Source organism: Streptomyces sp. ActVer, from assembly GCF_027270795.1.
Lineage (GTDB): Bacteria > Actinomycetota > Actinomycetes > Streptomycetales > Streptomycetaceae > Streptomyces > Streptomyces umbrinus_A.
In genome coordinates, this window is record NZ_JAPWHT010000192.1 from 1 (window position 1) to 18,251 (window position 18,251).

At 69.3% G+C, this 18,251-nt stretch carries 17 protein-coding genes and 2 pseudogenes; 6 read left to right on the forward strand and 13 right to left on the reverse strand.

Annotated elements, in window-relative coordinates; genetic code table 11:
- Window positions 1-132: 132 nt before the first annotated feature.
- Window positions 133-2,850 carry an aconitate hydratase AcnA gene (gene acnA / locus O3Q52_RS28080; RefSeq protein WP_200395376.1) on the reverse strand — a complete coding sequence of 906 codons (2,718 nt, stop codon included), beginning with the start codon at window positions 2,848-2,850 and terminating at the stop codon, window positions 133-135.
- 402 nt (window positions 2,851-3,252) lie between these two features.
- Between acnA and O3Q52_RS28085 the strand changes: the two genes are divergently transcribed.
- The 4 genes from O3Q52_RS28085 to O3Q52_RS28100 all read left to right on the forward strand — a co-directional run bounded on the left by O3Q52_RS28085 (window position 3,253) and on the right by O3Q52_RS28100 (window position 7,332).
- Complete coding sequence (locus tag O3Q52_RS28085) at window positions 3,253-3,456, forward strand: DUF4236 domain-containing protein (RefSeq protein ID WP_055614328.1); 204 nt, start codon at window positions 3,253-3,255, stop codon at window positions 3,454-3,456.
- 63 nt (window positions 3,457-3,519) lie between these two features.
- Window positions 3,520-5,049, forward strand: a complete 1,530-nt coding sequence (locus O3Q52_RS28090) for a UDP-N-acetylglucosamine 1-carboxyvinyltransferase (RefSeq protein WP_269651501.1) — start codon at window positions 3,520-3,522, stop codon at window positions 5,047-5,049.
- A 125-nt stretch (window positions 5,050-5,174) separates the two neighbouring features.
- Window positions 5,175-5,720 carry a TetR/AcrR family transcriptional regulator gene (locus O3Q52_RS28095; RefSeq protein WP_269651502.1) on the forward strand — a complete coding sequence of 182 codons (546 nt, stop codon included), beginning with the start codon at window positions 5,175-5,177 and terminating at the stop codon, window positions 5,718-5,720.
- 58 nt (window positions 5,721-5,778) lie between these two features.
- A complete protein-coding gene (locus tag O3Q52_RS28100) occupies window positions 5,779-7,332 on the forward strand; it encodes an MFS transporter (protein WP_269651503.1) in 1,554 nt (517 codons plus the stop codon).
- A 6-nt stretch (window positions 7,333-7,338) separates the two neighbouring features.
- Here O3Q52_RS28100 and O3Q52_RS28105 read toward each other — a convergent pair whose 3' ends face one another.
- Window positions 7,339-8,514: an aminotransferase class V-fold PLP-dependent enzyme gene (locus tag O3Q52_RS28105; protein ID WP_269651504.1), complete on the reverse strand. Its 1,176-nt coding sequence runs from the start codon at window positions 8,512-8,514 to the stop codon at window positions 7,339-7,341.
- Between the two features lie 428 nt (window positions 8,515-8,942).
- Entirely contained in the window at window positions 8,943-9,647 is a 705-nt protein-coding gene (locus O3Q52_RS28110; RefSeq protein ID WP_269651505.1) for a hypothetical protein, read from the reverse strand.
- A 183-nt stretch (window positions 9,648-9,830) separates the two neighbouring features.
- Between O3Q52_RS28110 and dtd the strand changes: the two genes are divergently transcribed.
- A complete protein-coding gene (gene dtd, locus O3Q52_RS28115; RefSeq protein ID WP_269651506.1) occupies window positions 9,831-10,256 on the forward strand; it encodes a D-aminoacyl-tRNA deacylase in 426 nt (141 codons plus the stop codon).
- A gap of 46 nt (window positions 10,257-10,302) precedes the next feature.
- Here dtd and O3Q52_RS28120 read toward each other — a convergent pair whose 3' ends face one another.
- The 3 genes from O3Q52_RS28120 to O3Q52_RS28130 all read right to left on the reverse strand — a co-directional run bounded on the left by O3Q52_RS28120 (window position 10,303) and on the right by O3Q52_RS28130 (window position 12,468).
- A complete protein-coding gene (locus O3Q52_RS28120; protein WP_269651507.1) occupies window positions 10,303-11,277 on the reverse strand; it encodes a folate-binding protein YgfZ in 975 nt (324 codons plus the stop codon).
- A gap of 99 nt (window positions 11,278-11,376) precedes the next feature.
- Window positions 11,377-11,838, reverse strand: coding sequence for a Fur family transcriptional regulator (locus O3Q52_RS28125; protein ID WP_189838334.1), 462 nt, complete (start codon window positions 11,836-11,838; stop codon window positions 11,377-11,379).
- Window positions 11,839-11,868: 30 nt separating this feature from the next.
- Entirely contained in the window at window positions 11,869-12,468 is a 600-nt protein-coding gene (locus O3Q52_RS28130) for an FABP family protein (RefSeq protein ID WP_269651508.1), read from the reverse strand.
- A gap of 234 nt (window positions 12,469-12,702) precedes the next feature.
- Here O3Q52_RS28130 and O3Q52_RS28135 point away from each other — a divergent pair, with 234 nt between their 5' ends.
- Complete coding sequence (locus tag O3Q52_RS28135) at window positions 12,703-13,065, forward strand: DsrE family protein (RefSeq protein ID WP_269651509.1); 363 nt, start codon at window positions 12,703-12,705, stop codon at window positions 13,063-13,065.
- A 10-nt stretch (window positions 13,066-13,075) separates the two neighbouring features.
- Here the strand turns inward: O3Q52_RS28135 and O3Q52_RS28140 are convergent, their stop codons facing one another.
- From O3Q52_RS28140 to O3Q52_RS28165, 7 genes and pseudogenes are all read right to left on the reverse strand, one after another.
- Window positions 13,076-13,336 carry a DUF3099 domain-containing protein gene (locus tag O3Q52_RS28140; protein ID WP_269651510.1) on the reverse strand — a complete coding sequence of 87 codons (261 nt, stop codon included), beginning with the start codon at window positions 13,334-13,336 and terminating at the stop codon, window positions 13,076-13,078.
- Window positions 13,337-13,345: 9 nt separating this feature from the next.
- Window positions 13,346-15,006, reverse strand: a pseudogene (locus tag O3Q52_RS28145) (IS200/IS605 family accessory protein TnpB-related protein).
- Between the two features lie 261 nt (window positions 15,007-15,267).
- Window positions 15,268-15,555, reverse strand: coding sequence for a DUF1416 domain-containing protein (locus tag O3Q52_RS28150; protein ID WP_033324392.1), 288 nt, complete (start codon window positions 15,553-15,555; stop codon window positions 15,268-15,270).
- A 35-nt stretch (window positions 15,556-15,590) separates the two neighbouring features.
- The gene (locus O3Q52_RS28155; RefSeq protein WP_055617550.1) at window positions 15,591-16,430 is read right to left on the reverse strand and encodes a sulfurtransferase; all 840 of its coding nucleotides are present in this window, start codon (window positions 16,428-16,430) and stop codon (window positions 15,591-15,593) included.
- A 155-nt stretch (window positions 16,431-16,585) separates the two neighbouring features.
- Entirely contained in the window at window positions 16,586-16,666 is an 81-nt protein-coding gene (locus O3Q52_RS54440) for a putative leader peptide (RefSeq protein ID WP_350310325.1), read from the reverse strand.
- Window positions 16,667-16,913: 247 nt separating this feature from the next.
- Entirely contained in the window at window positions 16,914-17,681 is a 768-nt protein-coding gene (locus tag O3Q52_RS28160) for a DUF2993 domain-containing protein (protein WP_269651511.1), read from the reverse strand.
- A 370-nt stretch (window positions 17,682-18,051) separates the two neighbouring features.
- Window positions 18,052-18,251 (reverse strand): annotated as a pseudogene (locus tag O3Q52_RS28165) (hypothetical protein); the annotation flags it as partial.

Below are 18,251 nucleotides of genomic sequence, written 5' to 3' on the forward strand. Positions count from 1 at the left end.
CCAGCCCGGCCCAGCCCCGCTGCACCACACCGCCCACCCCGGCCGCCCTCCGCACGGCAGAGGGCCGCACCCCCGTCTCCGGGAGTGCGGCCCTCGACTTGCGTACCGGACCGCGTACTTGCGGTGGTCCGTCTACTTGCGGATCAGGCTGCGCAGCACGTACTGCAGGATGCCGCCGTTGCGGTAGTAGTCGGCCTCACCGGGGGTGTCGATGCGGACGACCGCGTCGAACTCCACACCGGTGTCGGTGGTGACCTTGACCGTACGGGGGGTGGTGCCGTCGTTCAGCTCGGTGATGCCGGCGATGGAGAAGGCCTCCTCGCCGGTCAGGCCGAGGCTCTCGGCGGACTGGCCCTCCGGGTACTGCAGCGGGATGACGCCCATGCCGATGAGGTTGGAGCGGTGGATGCGCTCGTACGACTCGGCGACGACGGCCTTGACGCCGAGGAGCGCGGTGCCCTTGGCCGCCCAGTCGCGCGACGAGCCGGAGCCGTACTCCTTGCCGGCCAGGATGACCAGCGGGGTGCCCTGCTCGATGTAGTTGCGCGAGGCGTCGTAGATGAAGGAGACCGGACCGCCGTCGACGGTGAAGTCGCGGGTGTAGCCGCCCTCGGTGCCCGGCGCGATCTGGTTGCGCAGGCGGATGTTGGCGAAGGTGCCGCGGATCATGACCTCGTGGTTGCCTCGGCGCGAGCCGTAGGAGTTGAAGTCCCGCCGCTCGATGCCGTGCTCGGTGAGGTACTTGCCGGCCGGGGTGTCGGCCTTGATGGCACCGGCGGGCGAGATGTGGTCCGTCGTCACCGAGTCGCCGAGCTTGGCGAGGACGCGCGCGCCGGTGATGTCGGAGACCGGGGTGGTCTCCATCGTCATGCCCTCGAAGTACGGGGGCTTGCGCACGTAGGTGGACTGCGGGTCCCACTCGAAGGTGTTGCCGGTCGGGATCGGCAGCGCCTGCCACTGGGCGTCGCCCGCGAAGACGTCCTGGTAGGACTTGTTGAACATGTCCTCGCCGATGGCGTTCGCCACGACGTCGTTGACCTCGGCCTCGGTGGGCCAGATGTCGGTCAGGAAGACCGGCTTGCCCTCCTGGTCGACGCCGAGCGCGTCGCGCGTGATGTCCACCTTCATGGAGCCCGCGAGGGCGTACGCGACGACCAGCGGCGGGGAGGCCAGGTAGTTCATCTTGACGTCGGGGTTGATCCGGCCCTCGAAGTTGCGGTTGCCGGAGAGCACCGAGGTCACGGCCAGGTCGTGGTCGTTGACTGCCTTGGAGACCTCCTCCGGCAGCGGGCCGGAGTTGCCGATGCAGGTGGTGCAGCCGTAGCCGACGAGGTTGAAGCCGACCTTGTCGAGGTAGGGGGTGAGCCCCGCCTTGTCGAAGTAGTCGGTGACGACCTTGGAGCCGGGCGCGAGGGTGGTCTTCACCCAGGGCTTGCGCGTGAGCCCCTTCTCCACGGCCTTCTTCGCGACGAGCGCGGCGGCGACCATGACGTACGGGTTCGAGGTGTTGGTGCAGGAGGTGATGGCCGCGACCGTCACCGCACCGTGGTCGATCTCGTACGTGGAGCCGTCGGCGGCGGTCACGGTGACCGGGTTGGACGGGGCGCCGTTGGGGTGGTTGGCCGGGGCGTCGGAGGCCGGGAAGGACTCCTTGCCCGCCTCGTCGGCGGTGTCGACGTAGTTGCGGACGTCGCTCTTGAACTGCTCGGCGGCGTTCGCGAGGACGATGCGGTCCTGCGGGCGCTTCGGACCGGCGATCGACGGGACGACCGTGGAGAGGTCCAGCTCAAGCTTCTCGGAGAAGTCGGGCTCGGCGGCCGGGTCGAGCCAGAGGCCCTGCTCCTTGGCGTACGCCTCGACGAGGGCGACCTGCTGCTCGCTGCGGCCGGTCAGCTTCAGGTACTTCAGCGTCTCGCCGTCGATCGGGAAGATCGCGGCGGTGGAGCCGAACTCCGGCGACATGTTGCCGATGGTGGCGCGGTTGGCGAGGCTCGTGGCCGCCACACCCTCGCCGTAGAACTCGACGAACTTGCCGACGACACCGTGCTTGCGGAGCATCTCGGTGATCGTGAGCACGAGGTCGGTGGCGGTGGTGCCGGGCGTCAGCTCACCGGTGAGCTTGAAGCCGACGACGCGCGGGATGAGCATCGAGACCGGCTGGCCGAGCATCGCGGCCTCGGCCTCGATACCGCCGACGCCCCAGCCCAGTACGCCCAGACCGTTGACCATGGTGGTGTGCGAGTCCGTACCGACGAGGGTGTCGGGGTACGCCTGCCCGCCTCGGACCATGACGGTCCGGGCGAGGTGCTCGATGTTGACCTGGTGGACGATGCCGGTGCCCGGCGGGACGACCTTGAACTCGTCGAAGGCGGTCTGGCCCCAGCGCAGGAACTGGTAGCGCTCGCGGTTGCGGCCGTACTCCAGCTCGACGTTCTGGGCGAACGCCTCGTTGGTGCCGAACTTGTCGGCGATGACGGAGTGGTCGATGACCAGCTCGGCGGGGGCCAGCGGGTTGATCTTCGCCGCGTCGCCGCCCAGCTCCTTCACGGCCTCACGCATGGTCGCGAGGTCCACGACACAGGGCACACCGGTGAAGTCCTGCATGATCACGCGGGCCGGCGTGAACTGGATCTCCTGGCTGGGCTGGGCCTGCGAGTCCCAGCCGCCAAGAGCACGGATGTGGTCGGCGGTGATGTTCGCGCCGTCCTCGGTACGGAGCAGGTTCTCCAGCAGGACCTTGAGGCTGTACGGAAGGCGGGCCGAGCCTTCCACCTTGTCCAGCCGGAAGATCTCGTACGACTCGTCGCCCACGCTGAGCGTGCTACGGGCGTCGAAGCTGTTCGCCGACACGACAGTCTCCTTCATTCATGTGCGCGTACCACCGCATCCTGCCGCCACGCCCTCTTGGCCGATCCGCTAAGGTAAGGCTAAGTTAGGTGACCCTTACCGGTCTGGGCGGCTGCGGCACGCCTCGGCAGATATCTCGATGTCGAGATAACTCTAGTACATGACCGCTGGGCGGTCATGCCCGGAGGGTGTGTCCTGTTGCACGGACACCCCCGCCGACCTGCTCCGGGAGGCATCTCAAGACGGCCGAAACCGCGCCGCGGGGCAGCCGCGGATACGGGCCCGGCGCAGCCCCCGACACGGACAGAGACCCGGTCCAGGACCCGAACCGGGCCCGGAGTCAAGCGCGTTCGGCGTATCGACCGGCATCCGGGGTACCCGGCGACGGACGACAAGGAGGCACGCATGCCCCTCACATTCCGCAAGAGCTTCCGGATCCTGCCCGGGGTACGGCTGAACATCAACCGTCGCTCGTGGTCCATCACCAGCGGCGGCAAGAACGGCCCGCGGCGCACACACAGCAGCACGGGCCGCCGGACCACCTCGATGGACCTGCCGGGCCCCTTCGGCTGGCGGCGCACCACGACCAAGCGCCCCAAGCGCGGCTGAGAGACCGTCACCCACTCGGACCCCCCGAGATGCCACATCTCATATGTGAGATAGCCTGCCGCTATGGCAGACGACTACCTCGTACGCATCGGCAAGCTCATCCGTGACGCCCGTCAGCACCGGGGCTGGACACAGACGCAGCTGGCCGAGGCGCTCGGCACCAGTCAGAGTGCGGTGAACCGCATCGAACGCGGCAACCAAAACATCAGCCTTGAGATGATCGCCCGAATCGGTGAAGCGCTGGACAGCGAGATCGTCTCGCTCGGCTACGCGGGTCCGATGCATCTGCGGGTGGTCGGCGGCCGTCGGCTCTCCGGCTCCATCGACGTCAAGACCAGCAAGAACGCGTGCGTGGCGCTGCTCTGCGCGACCCTGCTGAACCGGGGCCGCACGGTGCTGCGCCGCGTCGCGCGCATCGAGGAGGTGTACCGCCTTCTGGAGGTGCTCGGCTCCATCGGCGTACGCACCCGGTGGATCAACGGTGGCGTCGACCTGGAGATCGTCCCGCCCGCCGAGCTGGACATGGGGGCGATGGACGCGGCGGCGGCCCGTCGCACCCGCTCGATCATCATGTTCCTCGGCCCGCTGCTGCACCGCATGGACAGCTTCACGCTGCCGTACGCGGGCGGCTGCGACCTGGGGACGCGGACGATCGAGCCGCACATGATCGCGCTGCGCCGGTTCGGCCTGGACATCGCGGCCACCGAGGGTCTCTACCACGCGCAGGTGGACCGCAAGGTGACCCCGGGCCGCCCCATCGTGCTGACCGAGCGCGGCGACACGGTGACCGAGAACGCGCTGCTCGCGGCCGCGCGCCACGACGGCACGACCATCATCCGCAACGCCTCGTCCAACTACATGGTCCAGGACCTCTGCTTCTTCCTGGAGGCACTGGGCGTACGCGTCGAGGGCATCGGCACCACCACGCTCACCGTGCACGGCGTGCCGACGATCGACGTGGACGTCGACTACTCCCCCTCCGAGGACCCGGTCGAGGCGATGAGCCTGCTGGCCGCGGCGGTCGTCACGGAGTCCGAGCTGACCGTGCGCCGGGTGCCGATCGAGTTCCTGGAGATCGAGCTGGCGGTCCTGGAGGAGATGGGCCTCGACCACGACCGTACGCCGGAGTACTTCGCGGACAACGGCCGTACGCGCCTGGTGGACCTGACCGTCCGGCCCTCCAAGCTGGAGGCGCCGATCGACAAGATCCACCCGATGCCGTTCCCCGGCCTGAACATCGACAACGTCCCGTTCTTCGCGGCCATCGCGGCCTCGGCGCAGGGCAAGACGCTGATCCACGACTGGGTCTACGACAACCGCGCGATCTACCTCACGGACCTGAACCGCCTCGGCGGCCGCCTCCAGCTCCTCGACCCGCACCGGGTCCTGGTCGAGGGCCCGACCCGCTGGCGCGCCGCCGAGATGATGTGCCCGCCCGCCCTGCGCCCCGCCGTCGTCGTCCTCCTGGCGATGATGGCGGCCGAGGGCACCTCCGTCCTGCGGAACGTGTACGTCATCAACCGCGGCTACGAGGACCTGGCGGAGCGGCTCAACTCGGTGGGGGCGCAGATCGAGATCTTCCGGGACATCTGACCGGACGCCCGACCGAACTGAGGGCCCTTGCCGACCGGCGTTCACACTGGTCAGCAAGGGCCCTCAGCACTATGCCGACTCTCCCACCTGCGTAACTGTACCTTCCGGATGGTACAGTTACGGCTATGCGACCGAGTTCGAGAACCCAGATCCTGGAAGCCGCGATCCGTGTGACCGAGAAGGAGGGGATCACGAGTCTGACCCTGGAGTCGGTGGCCGTGGAGGCCGGACTGACCAAGGGGGGGCTGCTGTATCACTTCCGTACCCGGGAGGAGCTGCTGCTTGCGATCCAGCGGTATCTGACCGAGGGATGGGAGAAGCATCTGGAGGCGAGGCTCGGGAAGGCGTTCGCGGAGGCGACGGTGGCCGAGCGGGCGATCGCCTACACGCTCATGGACATGGAGAGCCAGCCGCGCAAGGCGGACCTGGCGTTCATGGTCGAGTCGGCGTCCGACCCGGAGCTGGCGCAGGTGTGGAACGCCCTGGTGGACCGGTGGGTGCCGGTCCCGGCCGAGCCCGATCCGGCGCAACTGGAGCTGTTCCTGGCCCGGATGGCCGCGGACGGGCTGTGGCTTTTCGAGGCGACCACCGGGACGAAACTCACGCCCGCGGTGAAGGATGCCCTGCGACAGCGGATCGCCGCGCTCACCGAATCGGCCTCCACACCATGACCCACAGGCTCGGCGCCCTTCCGGCGCACCGTCGAATCCAGAAGATCCGAGGTACGGCATGAGCAAGGCACGACGCTGGTGGGTCCTGCTGACCGTCTCGGCGGGGCTGTTGCTGATATCGGTGGACATGACGGTGCTCTACACCGCACTGCCCACCCTGACCGGCGATCTGCACGCCGACGCCTCGCAGAAGCTCTGGATCATCAACGCCTATCCGCTGGTGTCGGCCGGCCTGCTGCTGGGGACCGGCACGCTGGGCGACCGGGTGGGACACAAGCGGCTCTTCCTGGCCGGCCTGGTCATCTTCGGTGCGGCGTCGACGATGGCCGCGTTCGCCCCCTCCCCCGGGATGCTGATCGCCGCGCGCGCCTTCCTGGCGGTGGGCGCGGCAACGATGATGCCCTCGACGCTGGCGCTGATCCGGCTCACCTTCGAGGACGAGCGGGAACGCGGGGTGGCGATCGGGATCTGGGGCACGACGTCGGTCGTCGGCACCGCGCTCGGACCGGTCCTCGGCGGTTTCCTGCTGGAGCACTTCTGGTGGGGTTCGGTGTTCCTGGTCAACGTGCCCGTCGTCCTGCTCGCCCTGGTAGCGGCGGTGTTCCTGGCACCCGGCGGATCCGGCCGCGCAGACCGGCCCTGGGACCCGGTCGCGTCCGTGTACGTCATGCTCGGCCTCGTCGGCCTGGTCTACGCGATCAAGGAGACCACCAGGCCCGATCCCGCGCCCCTGCACATAGTCGGGGCACTGCTGGTGTCGTTCGCCGGCTTCCGGGCCTTCCTGCGCCGCCAGCGCACTCAGCCCTACCCCCTGATCGACTTCGCGCTCTTCCGCAATCGGCCCCTGCTCGTCGGTGTGCTCGGCGCCGGCCTCGCGATGTTCGCCACCGCGGGCATCCAGCTCATCCTGGCCCAGCGCCTTCAACTGGTCATCGGCCACACCCCGCTCAGCGCGGGCCTGCTCGTGGCCGCGTGCGCGCTGGGCGCCCTGGTGGCCGGGGTCGTCGTCGGCGGCCTGGTCCACCGGGTCAGCGTGCGCACACTGATCGGCGGCGGCCTCGCCACGAGCGCACTGGGCATCCTGCTCACGCTCCTGCTCACCCCCGGCGCGTTCCCCCTCCTGGACTCCGCGCAGAGCTCCGGCTGGGTCGTCCCCGGCCTCATCCTGGCCGGCGCGGGTCTGGGCACCACGATGACCGCCGCCTCCGCCGCGATCATCGGCGGCGCCCCACCCCACCGCGCCGGTATGGCCTCCTCGGTGGAGGAGGTCTCGTACGAACTGGGCAGCCTCACCGGTGTCGCCGTCCTCGGCAGCGTGCTCACGGCGGTCTACACCGGCACGGTCACCCTGCCCGCGGGGACCCCCGACACCGCGGCCGACAGCCTGGACGAGGCCCGCGCCACCGCCGACCACCTGCCCGCCGAACAGGGCCGCCCCCTCCTGGACGCCGCCACCTCCGCCTTCGACAACGGCTACAACACGACCCTGGTCATAGCCACCGCCCTCCTGACCGCCGGCTCCCTCTTCACCTACCGCTACGTGAGCCGCACCCCCACGCCCTCCACCGTCACCCCGGAACCCGCCGAGCCGGCCCTGGACCCCTCTCCCTGACCGCGGCTAGCGCTTCGCCGACCCGGCGAACACCTCGACGGCGCGGTCGAGTTCGGCCTCGGTGTTGTAGTAGTGCGGCGACAGCCGCACCAGCGGATGGACGCCCCGGTCCTCGGTGTCGAACTGGGTGTGCGCCGCCACGGTGGTGGTGACATTGACGCCGCGCCCGGCAAGAGCGGCGGCAACGTCCGCGGTGGACACGCCATCGACCTTGGCGGTGACGATCGCGCACCGCTGCCGACCGAGGTCGTACGTCGTGACACCGGGCAGGGCATCCAAGCGATCACGCAGCAGCGTGCCGAGCTCGACGGCACGCCGGCCGATGTCCTCCATACCGATCTCCAGAGCCTGCTCGACGGCGGCGCTCAGGCCGAGGACGTTGGCGTAGCTCACCTCCCAGGTCTCGAAGCGCCGGGCGCCGTCGCGCCAGGTGAAGCCCCGCTTGCCGTCCCAGGTGGCGGAGGCGATCTCGCTGACGTACGGCTCCAGGTGGTCCAGTGCTTCCCGGCGCACCCACAGAAATCCCGTTCCGCGAGGGCCACGCAGGAACTTCCTGCCCGTGGCGGTGAGCATGTCGCACCCGAGTTCGGCGACATCGACCGGGAACTGGCCGACGGACTGGGTCGCATCGAGCAGGAAGGGCACACCCGCGGCCCGGCTGATGCGACCGATCTCTGCCGCGGGGTTGACCAGGCCGCCGCTGGTGGGGACATGGCTGACACCGACCAGCCTGGTCCGGTCGTCGATCAGCTCCGCCAGGGCCGCGGTGTCGAGCTGCCCGGACTCGTCGTTGGGGACGACGACGACCTCGGCGCCGGTGCGCCGGGCGATCTGCAGATAGGCGAGGACGTTGCTTCCGTACTCGGCCCGGCCGGTGAGGATGCGGTCGCCCGGCGCGAACGTCATCGAATAGAACGCGGCGTTCCAGGCGTGCGTGGAGTTGTCGAACAGCGCGATCTCGTCGGGTTGGCCGCCGACGAGGCGGGCGATGTTGGCATACGTGGCGTCAATCCGGTCCCGTTCCCGGTTCGCGGCCTCGTACCCCCCGATGGCGGCCTCCAGCTCCAGATGGACCGTCATGTCCCGAAGGGTCCTCCGCGACAACAGCCCGGCACCCGCGTTGTTCAGATGAACCCGGTTCGCCGTGCCCGGGGTGTCCCGGCGGAGCGCTTCGATGTCCATTCCCTGCCCCCAATCTCTACGGTCGGATGCCTCTGCCTTCCCTTCCCAACCGACCCAGCCAACACGCGGGCTCCGCCCTGGGCTTCTTGGTCCGCTGCGGGTGCGTTGTGGCTGGTCGCGCAGTTCCCCGCGCCCCTGAAGACACCAGTGGCCCAGGCCGGATTGCCACGTGACGGTCCGTCGTAGTTGCTCGCGCCGTTCCCCGCACCCCTGAAGGGGCACGGCCGGAGGGGACGTGGCGGGATGTGTGGCCGCAGCTTACGACGACAGGGGAAGGCGGCCACCTTGGCAATCGGGCCTTGCCTGGTCCGCTGCGGACGGACATCCCGGCGCGGCCCCGCACCCAACAGACGAGCCGCGACCCCCACCCACCCCAGGGGCGCGGGGAACTGCGCGACCAGCCCCCACCCACCCGCAGACGAAGAAAGTCACATCAGCAAGTCGTCCACCTGCGCCTCGCCCTCGCGATAGCGACGGGCGATCTCCGCACTGCAGTCGTCAGCCGTCCGCTGCAAGTCCTGCCGCCGCCGAGAAACCTGCTGCTCGTACCGCACGAGCCGCCCCATCGCCGCGTTCAGCTCCAGATCCGTACGCGCATCGAGATCGGACAGCTCGACCTCGGCGAGCATGTCCGAGGCCAGCCGCCGGAACTCCTCGCTGTGGGGCGTACCCACAGTCACGTGCCGCGCCGACGACCGCTGCCGCGCCGGCGCATCCGTGAGGATCTCCGACAGCCGCTCGACGACGGACGCCGAAGCCGCGATCCGCGCCTCGCGCCCCCGCCGCGGAGCACCCCGCCGCCCCAACTCGGCCCGCAGGATGTCGATCCGCCCCTGCAGCAGCCGCCGCACATAGCTCAGATCGGCCTCGTCCCTCTGCGCGTCCCTCCGCAGGGTGCGCAGTTCGGGCAACCGCAGGACGCTCAGCCCAGGCTCAGGCTCGGGCTCGGGCGCCGATTCAGGCATGGGGCTGTCCGTACGCTGGGTGGGCGGACGCGCCGCGACCGGGCGCGCTGACGACGACGGCGAAGACTGCAGCAGGGAGCCCGCAGACGGTGACGGTGGCGATGACGGCGGCTCCCCCCGAATCAGCGATACGACCCCGGGTGACTGCCCTGTACTCGATGTGCTCATGTGCCTCAACCGTCCCCTCGACCGGCGCGTGTGAGCATCGTGCCACCCCAAGTGGCCGCTATGTGACCGAGTGCCCCCGATCGGCCCCAGATGGGGGGTTAAGGATCAATAAGAAAGCCCCCGTACGGAGTCGGCACCGAGGTCGACTCCGACGTCAATCCGACGCACGGCATGATGGTCCGTATGCGTGCGGTGGTGCAGAGAGTGGACGGCGCGAGCGTCGTCGTCGAGGGTGAGACCGTCGGGGAGATCAACGGCGAGGGCCTGTGCGTCCTGGTCGGGGTGACCCACGAGGACACCAAGGAGAAGGCGGCCCAACTGGCCCGCAAACTCTGGTCGGTCCGCATGCTGGCCGACGAGAAGTCGTGCTCGGACATCGACGCCCCGCTGCTCGTGATCAGCCAGTTCACGCTGTACGGGGACGCCCGCAAGGGCCGCCGCCCCACCTGGAACGCGGCCGCCCCCGGCGACGTCGCGGAGCCCCTCGTGGACGAGGTCGTGGCCCAGCTGCGCTCGCTGGGAGCGACGGTGGCGACGGGCCGTTTCGGCGCGCAGATGCGCGTCTCCCTGACGAACGACGGCCCGTTCACCGTCCTGCTGGAGATGTAGCCGTCAGCCGGGCAGCAGGCTCTCCAAGATCCGGCCGGGCGGCGCCCTACGGCTCGACCACGACCTCCTGCGCCGCGGCCGTCGTGTCGGCCACCAGCCGCGCGTCCAGCGGTACGTTCCGCTTGACGAGCCCCAGGGCGATCGGCCCGAGCTCGTGGTGCCGTACGGCCGTCGTCACGAAACCGATCTTGCGCCCGTCGGGCCCCTCGGCCGCGAGCCGCAGCTCCGCGCCGTGCGGCGGCAGATGGACCTCGCTGCCGTCCAGGTGCAGGAAGACGAGCCGGCGCGGGGGCTTGCCCAGGTTCTCGACGCGGGCGACGGTCTCCTGCCCGCGGTAGCAGCCCTTCTGCAGATGCACCGCGCTGCCGATCCAGCCCAGCTCGTGCGGGATGGTCCGGTGGTCGGTCTCGAAACCGATCCGCGGCTGGTGGTGCTCGACGCGCAGCGCCTCGTACGCGAGCAGCCCGACCGCCGGGCCGTGCCGGTCGACATCGGCGGCGTACGACTCCAGGTCCGCACGCGGCAGGAACAGATCACGCCCGTACGGTGTCTCGCGGACGACGACGCCCTCGGGGACGTCGGCGATGGAGCCGGCGGGCAGGTGGACGACCGCGAACTCGGCCGTGCGGTCGGCGACTTCGACGCGGTAGAAGAACTTCATCGACTCCAGGTACGCGATCAGCGCGTCCTGGCTGTCGGGCTCCACGTGGGCCCAGGTGGTCGTCCCGTCGTCGACGAGATACAGCGCGTGCTCGATGTGACCGTGCGCGGAGAGGATCAGCGCCTCGGTGGCGCGGCCCGCCGGGAGGTCGCTGACGTGCTGGGTGAGCAGCAGGTGCAGCCAGCTGAGCCGGTCGTCGCCGGTGACGGTGACCACGCCGCGGTGCGAGAGGTCCACGAAACCGGTGCCGCCGGCGAAGGCACGCTGTTCTCGGAACAGGTCCCCGTAGTGGGCGGCGACACCTTCGTCCACACCCTCGGCGGGCACGGCACCGGGCAGGGACAGCAGAGGGCTCTTCATATCCACACAGCCTACGACCGAGTGGGCGCGCTTTTTATTTCCGCCGGAGTGCGGCTCCCCACTTGCCGCGGGGAGCCCCCGCCTCCCCGCTTCCGCCGCCTACTCCGCCTTCGCGGCCTTCTTCGCCGCGCTCGCCGTGCAGTCCTCGCAGCGGCCGAAGATCGCGAAGTGCTTCATGTCGGTGGAGAAACCGAACGTCTCGCGGAGCTTTGCCGTGAAGTCGGCAGCGATCTCGACGTCCGCCTCGATGACGTTCGTGCAGTCGCGGCAGACCAGGTGGAGATGGTGGTGCCGGTCCGCGAGGTGGTACGTGGGCGCCCCGTGCCCGAGATGCGCGTGCGAGACGAGCCCGAGCTCCTCCAGGAGCTCCAGGGTCCGGTACACCGTGGAAATGTTGACCCCCGACGCCGTCTTCCTCACCTCGATGAGGATGTCGTCGGGGGTCGCGTGCTCCAGGGTGTCCACGGCTTCGAGCACGAGTTGCCGCTGCGGCGTCAGCCGGTAGCCGCGCTGCCGCAGATCGCTCTTCCAGTCAGTGCCCTCGGTGCTTCCAGTGCTCACCACACCGAAAGTCTAGAACTACTTGTAGAACTACTTGAAGAAAGCGATCCCGTCGTCCGGCATGTCGTCCGGCAGGGCCTTGGCCCAGCGCTCGACGTCCTCCGGGCTGACGACCTTCTTGAGCTGGGCCGACATGTACGGGCGGAGCGCAACCTCGGGGGTCTGCTTCTCGCCGACCCACATGAGGTCGCTCTTCACATAGCCGTACAGACGCTTGCCGCCGCTGTACGGACCCGAGGCGGCCGTACGGGCGACCGCGTCCGTGACCAGGTCGATCTGGGGCTTCTTGTCGGCCATCTCGCCGTACCAGATCTCGACGACGCCGTCGTCGCGGACCATGACGACCTCGACCTTGCGGTTCTGGTCGATCCGCCAGAAGCCGGACTCGGACTCCAGCGCGCGCACCTTGTTGCCCTCGGCGTCGAGGACCCAGGTGTGCGAGTGGTACTCCAGGAAGTCCCGCCCGTCGTGGGTGAAGCTGACTTCCTGGCCGAAGTTGCACTTCTCGTCGCCGGGGCGGCGTTCATTACTGTCTCCGACAGGGGCGTGGACGCCCGCGCCGGTCCAGTTGCCGAGCAGGAAGGCAAGGGGGACGAGGTCCTTGTGCAGGTCGGACGGGATCTCGATCATGAGGTCGGCAGTTCCTTGATGGGGGTCAGCGCTGGCCCTGGTACAGCTTCTTCACGGCCAGCCCGGTGAAGGCGAGAACGCCGACACAGACCAGGACCAGCAGGGCTTCGAAGAAGTACTCAAGCACGGGGTGCTCCTCGGGGGTGACGCGGTGGTGGGCAGTACAGAGCCGCTCCCCACTGTAGTCGGGCGGGGAGCGGAGCTCTCTCCGAGGTAGGCCCTACCATTCGGCCCATGGCGAAGAAGCTCGTGATCAAGGTGACGGCGGGGGCGGACGCTCCCGAACGCTGTTCGCAGGCGTTCACGGTGGCGGCGGTCGCCGTGGCCAGTGGGGTGGACGTGTCGCTGTGGCTGACGGGCGAGTCCGCGTGGTTCGCGCTGCCGGGCCGGGCCGCCGGGTTCGAGCTGCCGCACGCGGCGCCGCTCCCCGACCTGCTCGACTCGATCCTGGCCGGCGGCCGCCTCACCCTCTGCACGCAGTGCGCCGCCCGCCGGGACATCACGGAGAAGGACGTCATCGAGGGCGTACGCATCGCGGGCGCCCAGGTCTTCGTCCAGGAGGCCCTGGCGGACGAGACCCAGGCGCTCGTCTACTGACCGGGACGGATCACTGCCGGCGCTTCTTGCCGTCCAGTTCGTCCCACCAGTCGTCGGACTTGGGGTCGCCGGACGGGTCGTCCCACCAGCGGTCGTCGGGGCCTCGGCGGTTGGCCGCCATCGCCGCGAGCGGGGGAATCACCATGGCCACGACGCACATACCGACGGCCACGGGCACCGACCAGAGCCGCACGACTCCCCAGGCCAGCACGAACAGCCCGATGCACGTGCCCATCATGGCGAAGTAGACGTGACGCCTTTGCGCGTACATGTCTCCAGCCTAGATCCGAGCAAGCCAAAGGGCCGCACCCGGTTTGCGGAAAGCGTCCAACCGTTCCTGATCAGTGAACATGAGTTGCACTGGCGCGCCCCGAACGGTGTTGGGCGTGCTCGGTCTCCGCTTTCTCTTCCCACTCAGCGACACGTCTCCAGGGGCGTGGTCCGTTGCGGGCGGGCGGATTCCGTCACGTCCCCGGGCGCCCGGTCCGGCCTGGACGGTCCGATGCCCCGCACCATCACTCTGGTGCTGCGGGGGCGGTGCCGTCCGTCGCCTGATCGGATGCCCAAGGGCGCGTCGCCCGATCGCGATGCTCGCTGCATCGTGCCGGGAAATCTTGCGAGCCGGTGTGGCCAGCGGTTTCTGCCAGTGCTGAGCACCCCAGCGGGAGGTGTAGGCCGGGTCGACCGTGACGACGGCGATGTCGTGTTCGGCTGCCATCGACGCGAGTCGAGCCTTGAGTTTCGCGGTCGGGAAGCGGGAGAGCAGTCGGCGGAAGCGTTTGTTGCGGCCGTGCTTCTCCCGGCTTGTACCATCGGTGAAGTCGAGGCCCTCGATGGCGATCGCGGCGGCCCCACAGCGGCGGGCGTGGTGCAGGAGCCGACTCAGCGCGTGCCGGATCTGCGCATCCCGGTGCTCCGCGCTGCCGGTGAGGTCGTAGAAGAAGCGCTGCGGTTCGCCGACCGGGTTGCCGTGCACGTCGAGGCGGCGAGGTGGTCGTCGTTCATGTCCACCCCGACCACCCCCCGGGCCAGGGCCGCCTCCAGCGGCAGGACGGGGACGCCGGCACGCTGCCAGGCGGCGGTCACATACCAGCGGCCGCGTGCCGTGTCGTGGTGGATGCGGTAGGCCACCGCCCGGTTCCCGGTGATCCGGTCGCGCCACTCCTGCCCGCGATGCCGGAACCGCACAGTCGCGTCGAGCACGTACCGGCCGTGCGGGGCGTTGGCCAGGTGAACCAGCGGGGCAGGGAGCTTGATCGAGAGCTGTCCGGTGTCGGTGACGCGGATGGTCTCATTGCCGAACCGCTTGCCGGACTCCCCGTCGGCGGCGAGAAACATTCGCTCCGCCTGCCACCGCTCCCGCCACTGCTGCTCGCTCAGCCCGGCCGCCGCCAGGTGGTGGCGGGTGATGGCGAGCCGCTTGCCACCGCGCACCACTCGCACCCGGCCTGCCGCCCAGTCCGCCTCCACCGCCGCAAGCCCGTCATTCAAGGTGTGCAGGCGGCGGGACTTGGCATGCCACTCACCACGCGAGGCATACCCGCGCGCCAGCCCTTCCCGCTTGTCCGCCTTGGCGCCCAGCGGCCGAGCCAGCCGCGCCTCGACCGACGAGACCTGCCCCCGCAACCAGCCCAGATAAGCGGCCTGCCCGCGCCTCGCCAGCGCCCACTGATCATGCGTCGCCTTGGTGATACTGCCCGCCCAGCGCGCCGACGACTTAGCCGTCAGCTCTCGCTTGCGTCCCGCCCACCCGGCCGCATCGTGTGCCAGGCCATGCCGGGACCGCTCCGCGAGATCACCCGACGCAAGCGACCCCAGGTGGACACCGACCTCAGCCAGCACCGCCGCATCTGTCTGCGACACCCGCAGCCGGTCCCGGATGGCCACCCCAGAGGGACCGGGCACCACGAGCGACATCGCCAACTTGCGCAATGCGCCCATCCGTTCACCCCCGCCCGGCTGAAGATCCTCCGTCACGGCAATCAACGAGCCCCACACGCAAAGGTCACCCATTCGACCCAAGAACTCGCGTTCCCCTGTCGCAACGGGGCCTGGAACACGTCGCACGGCAGAGCGGAAACCCCGGAAGTGCGGCCCTTCGGCCGTTCAACCGCGTCGGACTCCGCCCACACAAATAGGCGGGCGGAGTCCGGCGCAGCACCCCGCAGCCCGCGAAGCGGTGCAAGGGGTGCAGAAAAAACGTCAGACGGCGATGGCCACCTCGGCCAGGCCGCCGGTCTGGGCCACGACCGTGCGGTCGGCCGTGCCGCCGGGAACGAGGGCGCGGACGGTCCAGGTGCCCTCGGCCGCGTAGAAGCGGAACTGTCCGGTCGCCGAGGTCGGGACCTCGGCGGTGAACTCGCCGGTCGAGTCCAGGAGGCGGACATAGCCCACCACCGGCTCGCCGTCCTTGGTCACCTGACCCTGGATGGTGGTCTCACCGGGCTTGATCGTCGAGGCGTCCGGGCCGCCGGCCTTCGCTCCACACATGTTCGTTTCCGTCCTTCAGTCCTTCAGGCCTTGGGTTACTTGTTGGCGCCGAGCTCGATCGGCACACCGACGAGGGAGCCGTACTCGGTCCACGAGCCGTCGTAGTTCTTGACGTTCTCGACGCCGAGCAGCTCGTGCAGCACGAACCAGGTGAGCGCGGAACGCTCACCGATACGGCAGTACGCGATGGTGTCCTTGGCGAGGTCGACCTGCTCCTCGGCGTAGAGCTCCTTGAGCTCGTCGTCCGACTTGAAGGTGCCGTCGTCGTTGGCGTTCTTCGACCACGGGATGTTGCGCGCGGACGGGACGTGGCCCGGACGCTGCGACTGCTCCTGCGGCAGGTGGGCCGGCGCGAGCAGCTTGCCGCTGAACTCGTCGGGCGAACGGACGTCGACCAGGTTCTGCGAACCGATGGCCGCCACGACGTCGTCGCGGAAGGCGCGGATCGCGGTGTTCTGGGCCTTGGCCTTGTAGTCGGTCGTGGCGCGGGTGGGCACCTCGGCGACCAGGTCGCGGGAGTCGAGCTCCCACTTCTTGCGGCCGCCGTCGAGGAGCTTCACGTTCTCGTGGCCGTACAGCTTGAAGTACCAGTAGGCGTAGGACGCGAACCAGTTGTTGTTGCCGCCGTAGAGGACGACCAGGGTGTCGTTGCCGATGCCCTTCTCCGACAGGAGCTTCTCGAAGCCGGCCTGGTCGACGAAGTCACGGCGGACCGGGTCCTGGAGGTCCTTGGTCCAGTCGATCCGGATCGCGTTCCGGATGTGGTTCTTCTCGTACGCGGACGTGTCCTCGTCGACCTCGACGATGGCCACGCTGGGGTCGTCCAGGTGGTCCTGGACCCAGTCGGCGTCTACCAGGACGTCGCTGCGGCTCATGCTCGTTCTCCTCCGGGGCAGTTGCGGCGGGGCGTTGCGTCAGAAAGGGGTGCGACGCGCTCGACGATCACGGCTGCGATGGCGTACGCGGCGCAGGGTTGGCCCCGACAAGAGAGGTCGAAGGGCCCGGCTCGCGGAAGTAACGAGGCTTCCGCTCAGAAGGTGCGACAGAGCATGGCGGCGACGCGGCACAGGTCTACTGCCCGCCGCTTCGTGAGATCCGCCTGTCGCTTCATGCCGTCGATCGTAGGGACGGACAGGCGGGCATGTCACCGGCGTGTCGCATGTTGAGACGCGATCGTCCGCGATGTGGGATGCGGAGGGTGTCCGGCCCGTTTTCTCCCGGCCCCGGAGGGGCTGTAGCCCTCATCACATCTCCCGCACATCTGCTGTGCGGACGGGGGTGTCTCGCCTATCGGACGGACACGGACGGTGATTCGAGCGGGCCGAGGCCCTGACTCCCTGCGCCACCTACCACCCGACCTACCCGACCAGGCTGACGTCCGAACCCTTCACCGTGATGTCCACGCCCTTCGGCGCCGCTTCGACCTTGTCGAGCTTGATGCCGCCGGGCAGGCCGTCGATCTTCTGACGGAAGTCCGTGATCAGGCGGACCTTGTCCTCGGCGAGCTGGACGCCCAGGTTGGGGAGGGAGTCGGCCTGCACCTGGACGGTGTCGCCCTTGACGCTGACCGAGCTGAGCACGGAGACCGGGCGCGGGAGCTTGGTGCCGAGCACCGTGGCCTCGACCTCGACCTTGATCTTGCCGTTGCCGCCGTCGGAGAGGCCGACGACCTTGGCGGTGACTCCGTTCGTGACGTCCACGGGTTCGGCCTTCGCCGCCTTCAGGAGTTCGTCGTACGAGATCGTCGCCGTGCCGGTCGCCGAGGCGGCCTTCGCGGAGCTGTAGTCGCCGGAGAACGCGACGCCTCGCATCTGGGCGGTGAGGTCGTCGATGCGGATCTTGTCCGGGGTGGTGCCGTCGGCGGTGCCCGTGCCGACGGTGGTGCCGCTCGTGTCGGCCTCGTAGTTCTTGATGCCGACCTCGACCTCGTCGAGTTCGCCGCCGACCACCTGGGTGAGGAAGGGGAAGCCCTTGATCGAGACGCTGGGGGTGGTGGCCAGGCCCTCGTTGGTCTTCAGCCTGTCCGCCGCCTCGTCCTCGGCGAAGCCGACGGCTACGCGGTCGGCGATGATGAAGAGGCCGCCGAGGATGACGGTCACGATCAGAAGTATTCGTAGTGCTCGCATGGTTTCCGTGTTCCCCCACCTTGGCGGTCTCCTGGCGCGAGGGTAACCCTGCCGGGGTCTCCGGCCGGGGGGACGGGGGGAGTTGTCGATCAGCTGTGACAGGGGTGACGGCGGGACCAGGCCTTTTCTTCGCCCCCGCCGCCCCTACCCACACCCGTCCCTTACTCGGGGGCCAGCCCCCGAACCCCCGTGCGCAGTTCCGCGCCCCTAAAAGGGGCGCGGGGAACCGCGCGATCAGCCACAGCCGGGCCCGCACCCGAAATCGCTACCGACGGGGTCTGGGGCGGAGCCCCAGGGGACGATGGGGCCCCCGCTCGAGCGAAGCCGAGAGTGGGGGAGGGTAGGGGCGGCGGGGGCGAGGAAGGTCTCGTCAGGCCAGCGCTCGGCCCAAGACGTAGATCGCCGGGGCCGCTGCCGCCAGCGGGAGGGCGACTCCCGCGGTGAAGTGGACGAAGCGCGACGGGTAGTCGTAGCTGGCGACGCGGTGGCCGATCAGGGCGCAGACGGCGGCGCCGACGCCGAGGAGCGCACCGGACGGCGCGCCGAGGTCGGTCAGCCCGCCCGTCAAAG

Coding starts and splice junctions, on each gene's coding strand:
- O3Q52_RS28085 (WP_055614328.1), top strand. CDS start 3,253: ATGCCCCTCACATTCCGCAAGAGCTTCCGGATCCTGCCCGGGGTACGG.
- O3Q52_RS28090 (WP_269651501.1), top strand. CDS start 3,520: ATGGCAGACGACTACCTCGTACGCATCGGCAAGCTCATCCGTGACGCC.
- O3Q52_RS28095 (WP_269651502.1), top strand. CDS start 5,175: ATGCGACCGAGTTCGAGAACCCAGATCCTGGAAGCCGCGATCCGTGTG.
- O3Q52_RS28100 (WP_269651503.1), top strand. CDS start 5,779: ATGAGCAAGGCACGACGCTGGTGGGTCCTGCTGACCGTCTCGGCGGGG.
- O3Q52_RS28105 (WP_269651504.1), bottom strand. CDS start 8,514: ATGGACATCGAAGCGCTCCGCCGGGACACCCCGGGCACGGCGAACCGG.
- O3Q52_RS28110 (WP_269651505.1), bottom strand. CDS start 9,647: ATGAGCACATCGAGTACAGGGCAGTCACCCGGGGTCGTATCGCTGATT.
- dtd (WP_269651506.1), top strand. CDS start 9,831: ATGCGTGCGGTGGTGCAGAGAGTGGACGGCGCGAGCGTCGTCGTCGAG.
- O3Q52_RS28120 (WP_269651507.1), bottom strand. CDS start 11,277: ATGAAGAGCCCTCTGCTGTCCCTGCCCGGTGCCGTGCCCGCCGAGGGT.
- O3Q52_RS28130 (WP_269651508.1), bottom strand. CDS start 12,468: ATGATCGAGATCCCGTCCGACCTGCACAAGGACCTCGTCCCCCTTGCC.
- O3Q52_RS28135 (WP_269651509.1), top strand. CDS start 12,703: ATGGCGAAGAAGCTCGTGATCAAGGTGACGGCGGGGGCGGACGCTCCC.
- O3Q52_RS28140 (WP_269651510.1), bottom strand. CDS start 13,336: ATGTACGCGCAAAGGCGTCACGTCTACTTCGCCATGATGGGCACGTGC.
- O3Q52_RS28150 (WP_033324392.1), bottom strand. CDS start 15,555: ATGTGTGGAGCGAAGGCCGGCGGCCCGGACGCCTCGACGATCAAGCCC.
- O3Q52_RS28155 (WP_055617550.1), bottom strand. CDS start 16,430: ATGAGCCGCAGCGACGTCCTGGTAGACGCCGACTGGGTCCAGGACCAC.
- O3Q52_RS54440 (WP_350310325.1), bottom strand. CDS start 16,666: ATGAAGCGACAGGCGGATCTCACGAAGCGGCGGGCAGTAGACCTGTGC.
- O3Q52_RS28160 (WP_269651511.1), bottom strand. CDS start 17,681: ATGCGAGCACTACGAATACTTCTGATCGTGACCGTCATCCTCGGCGGC.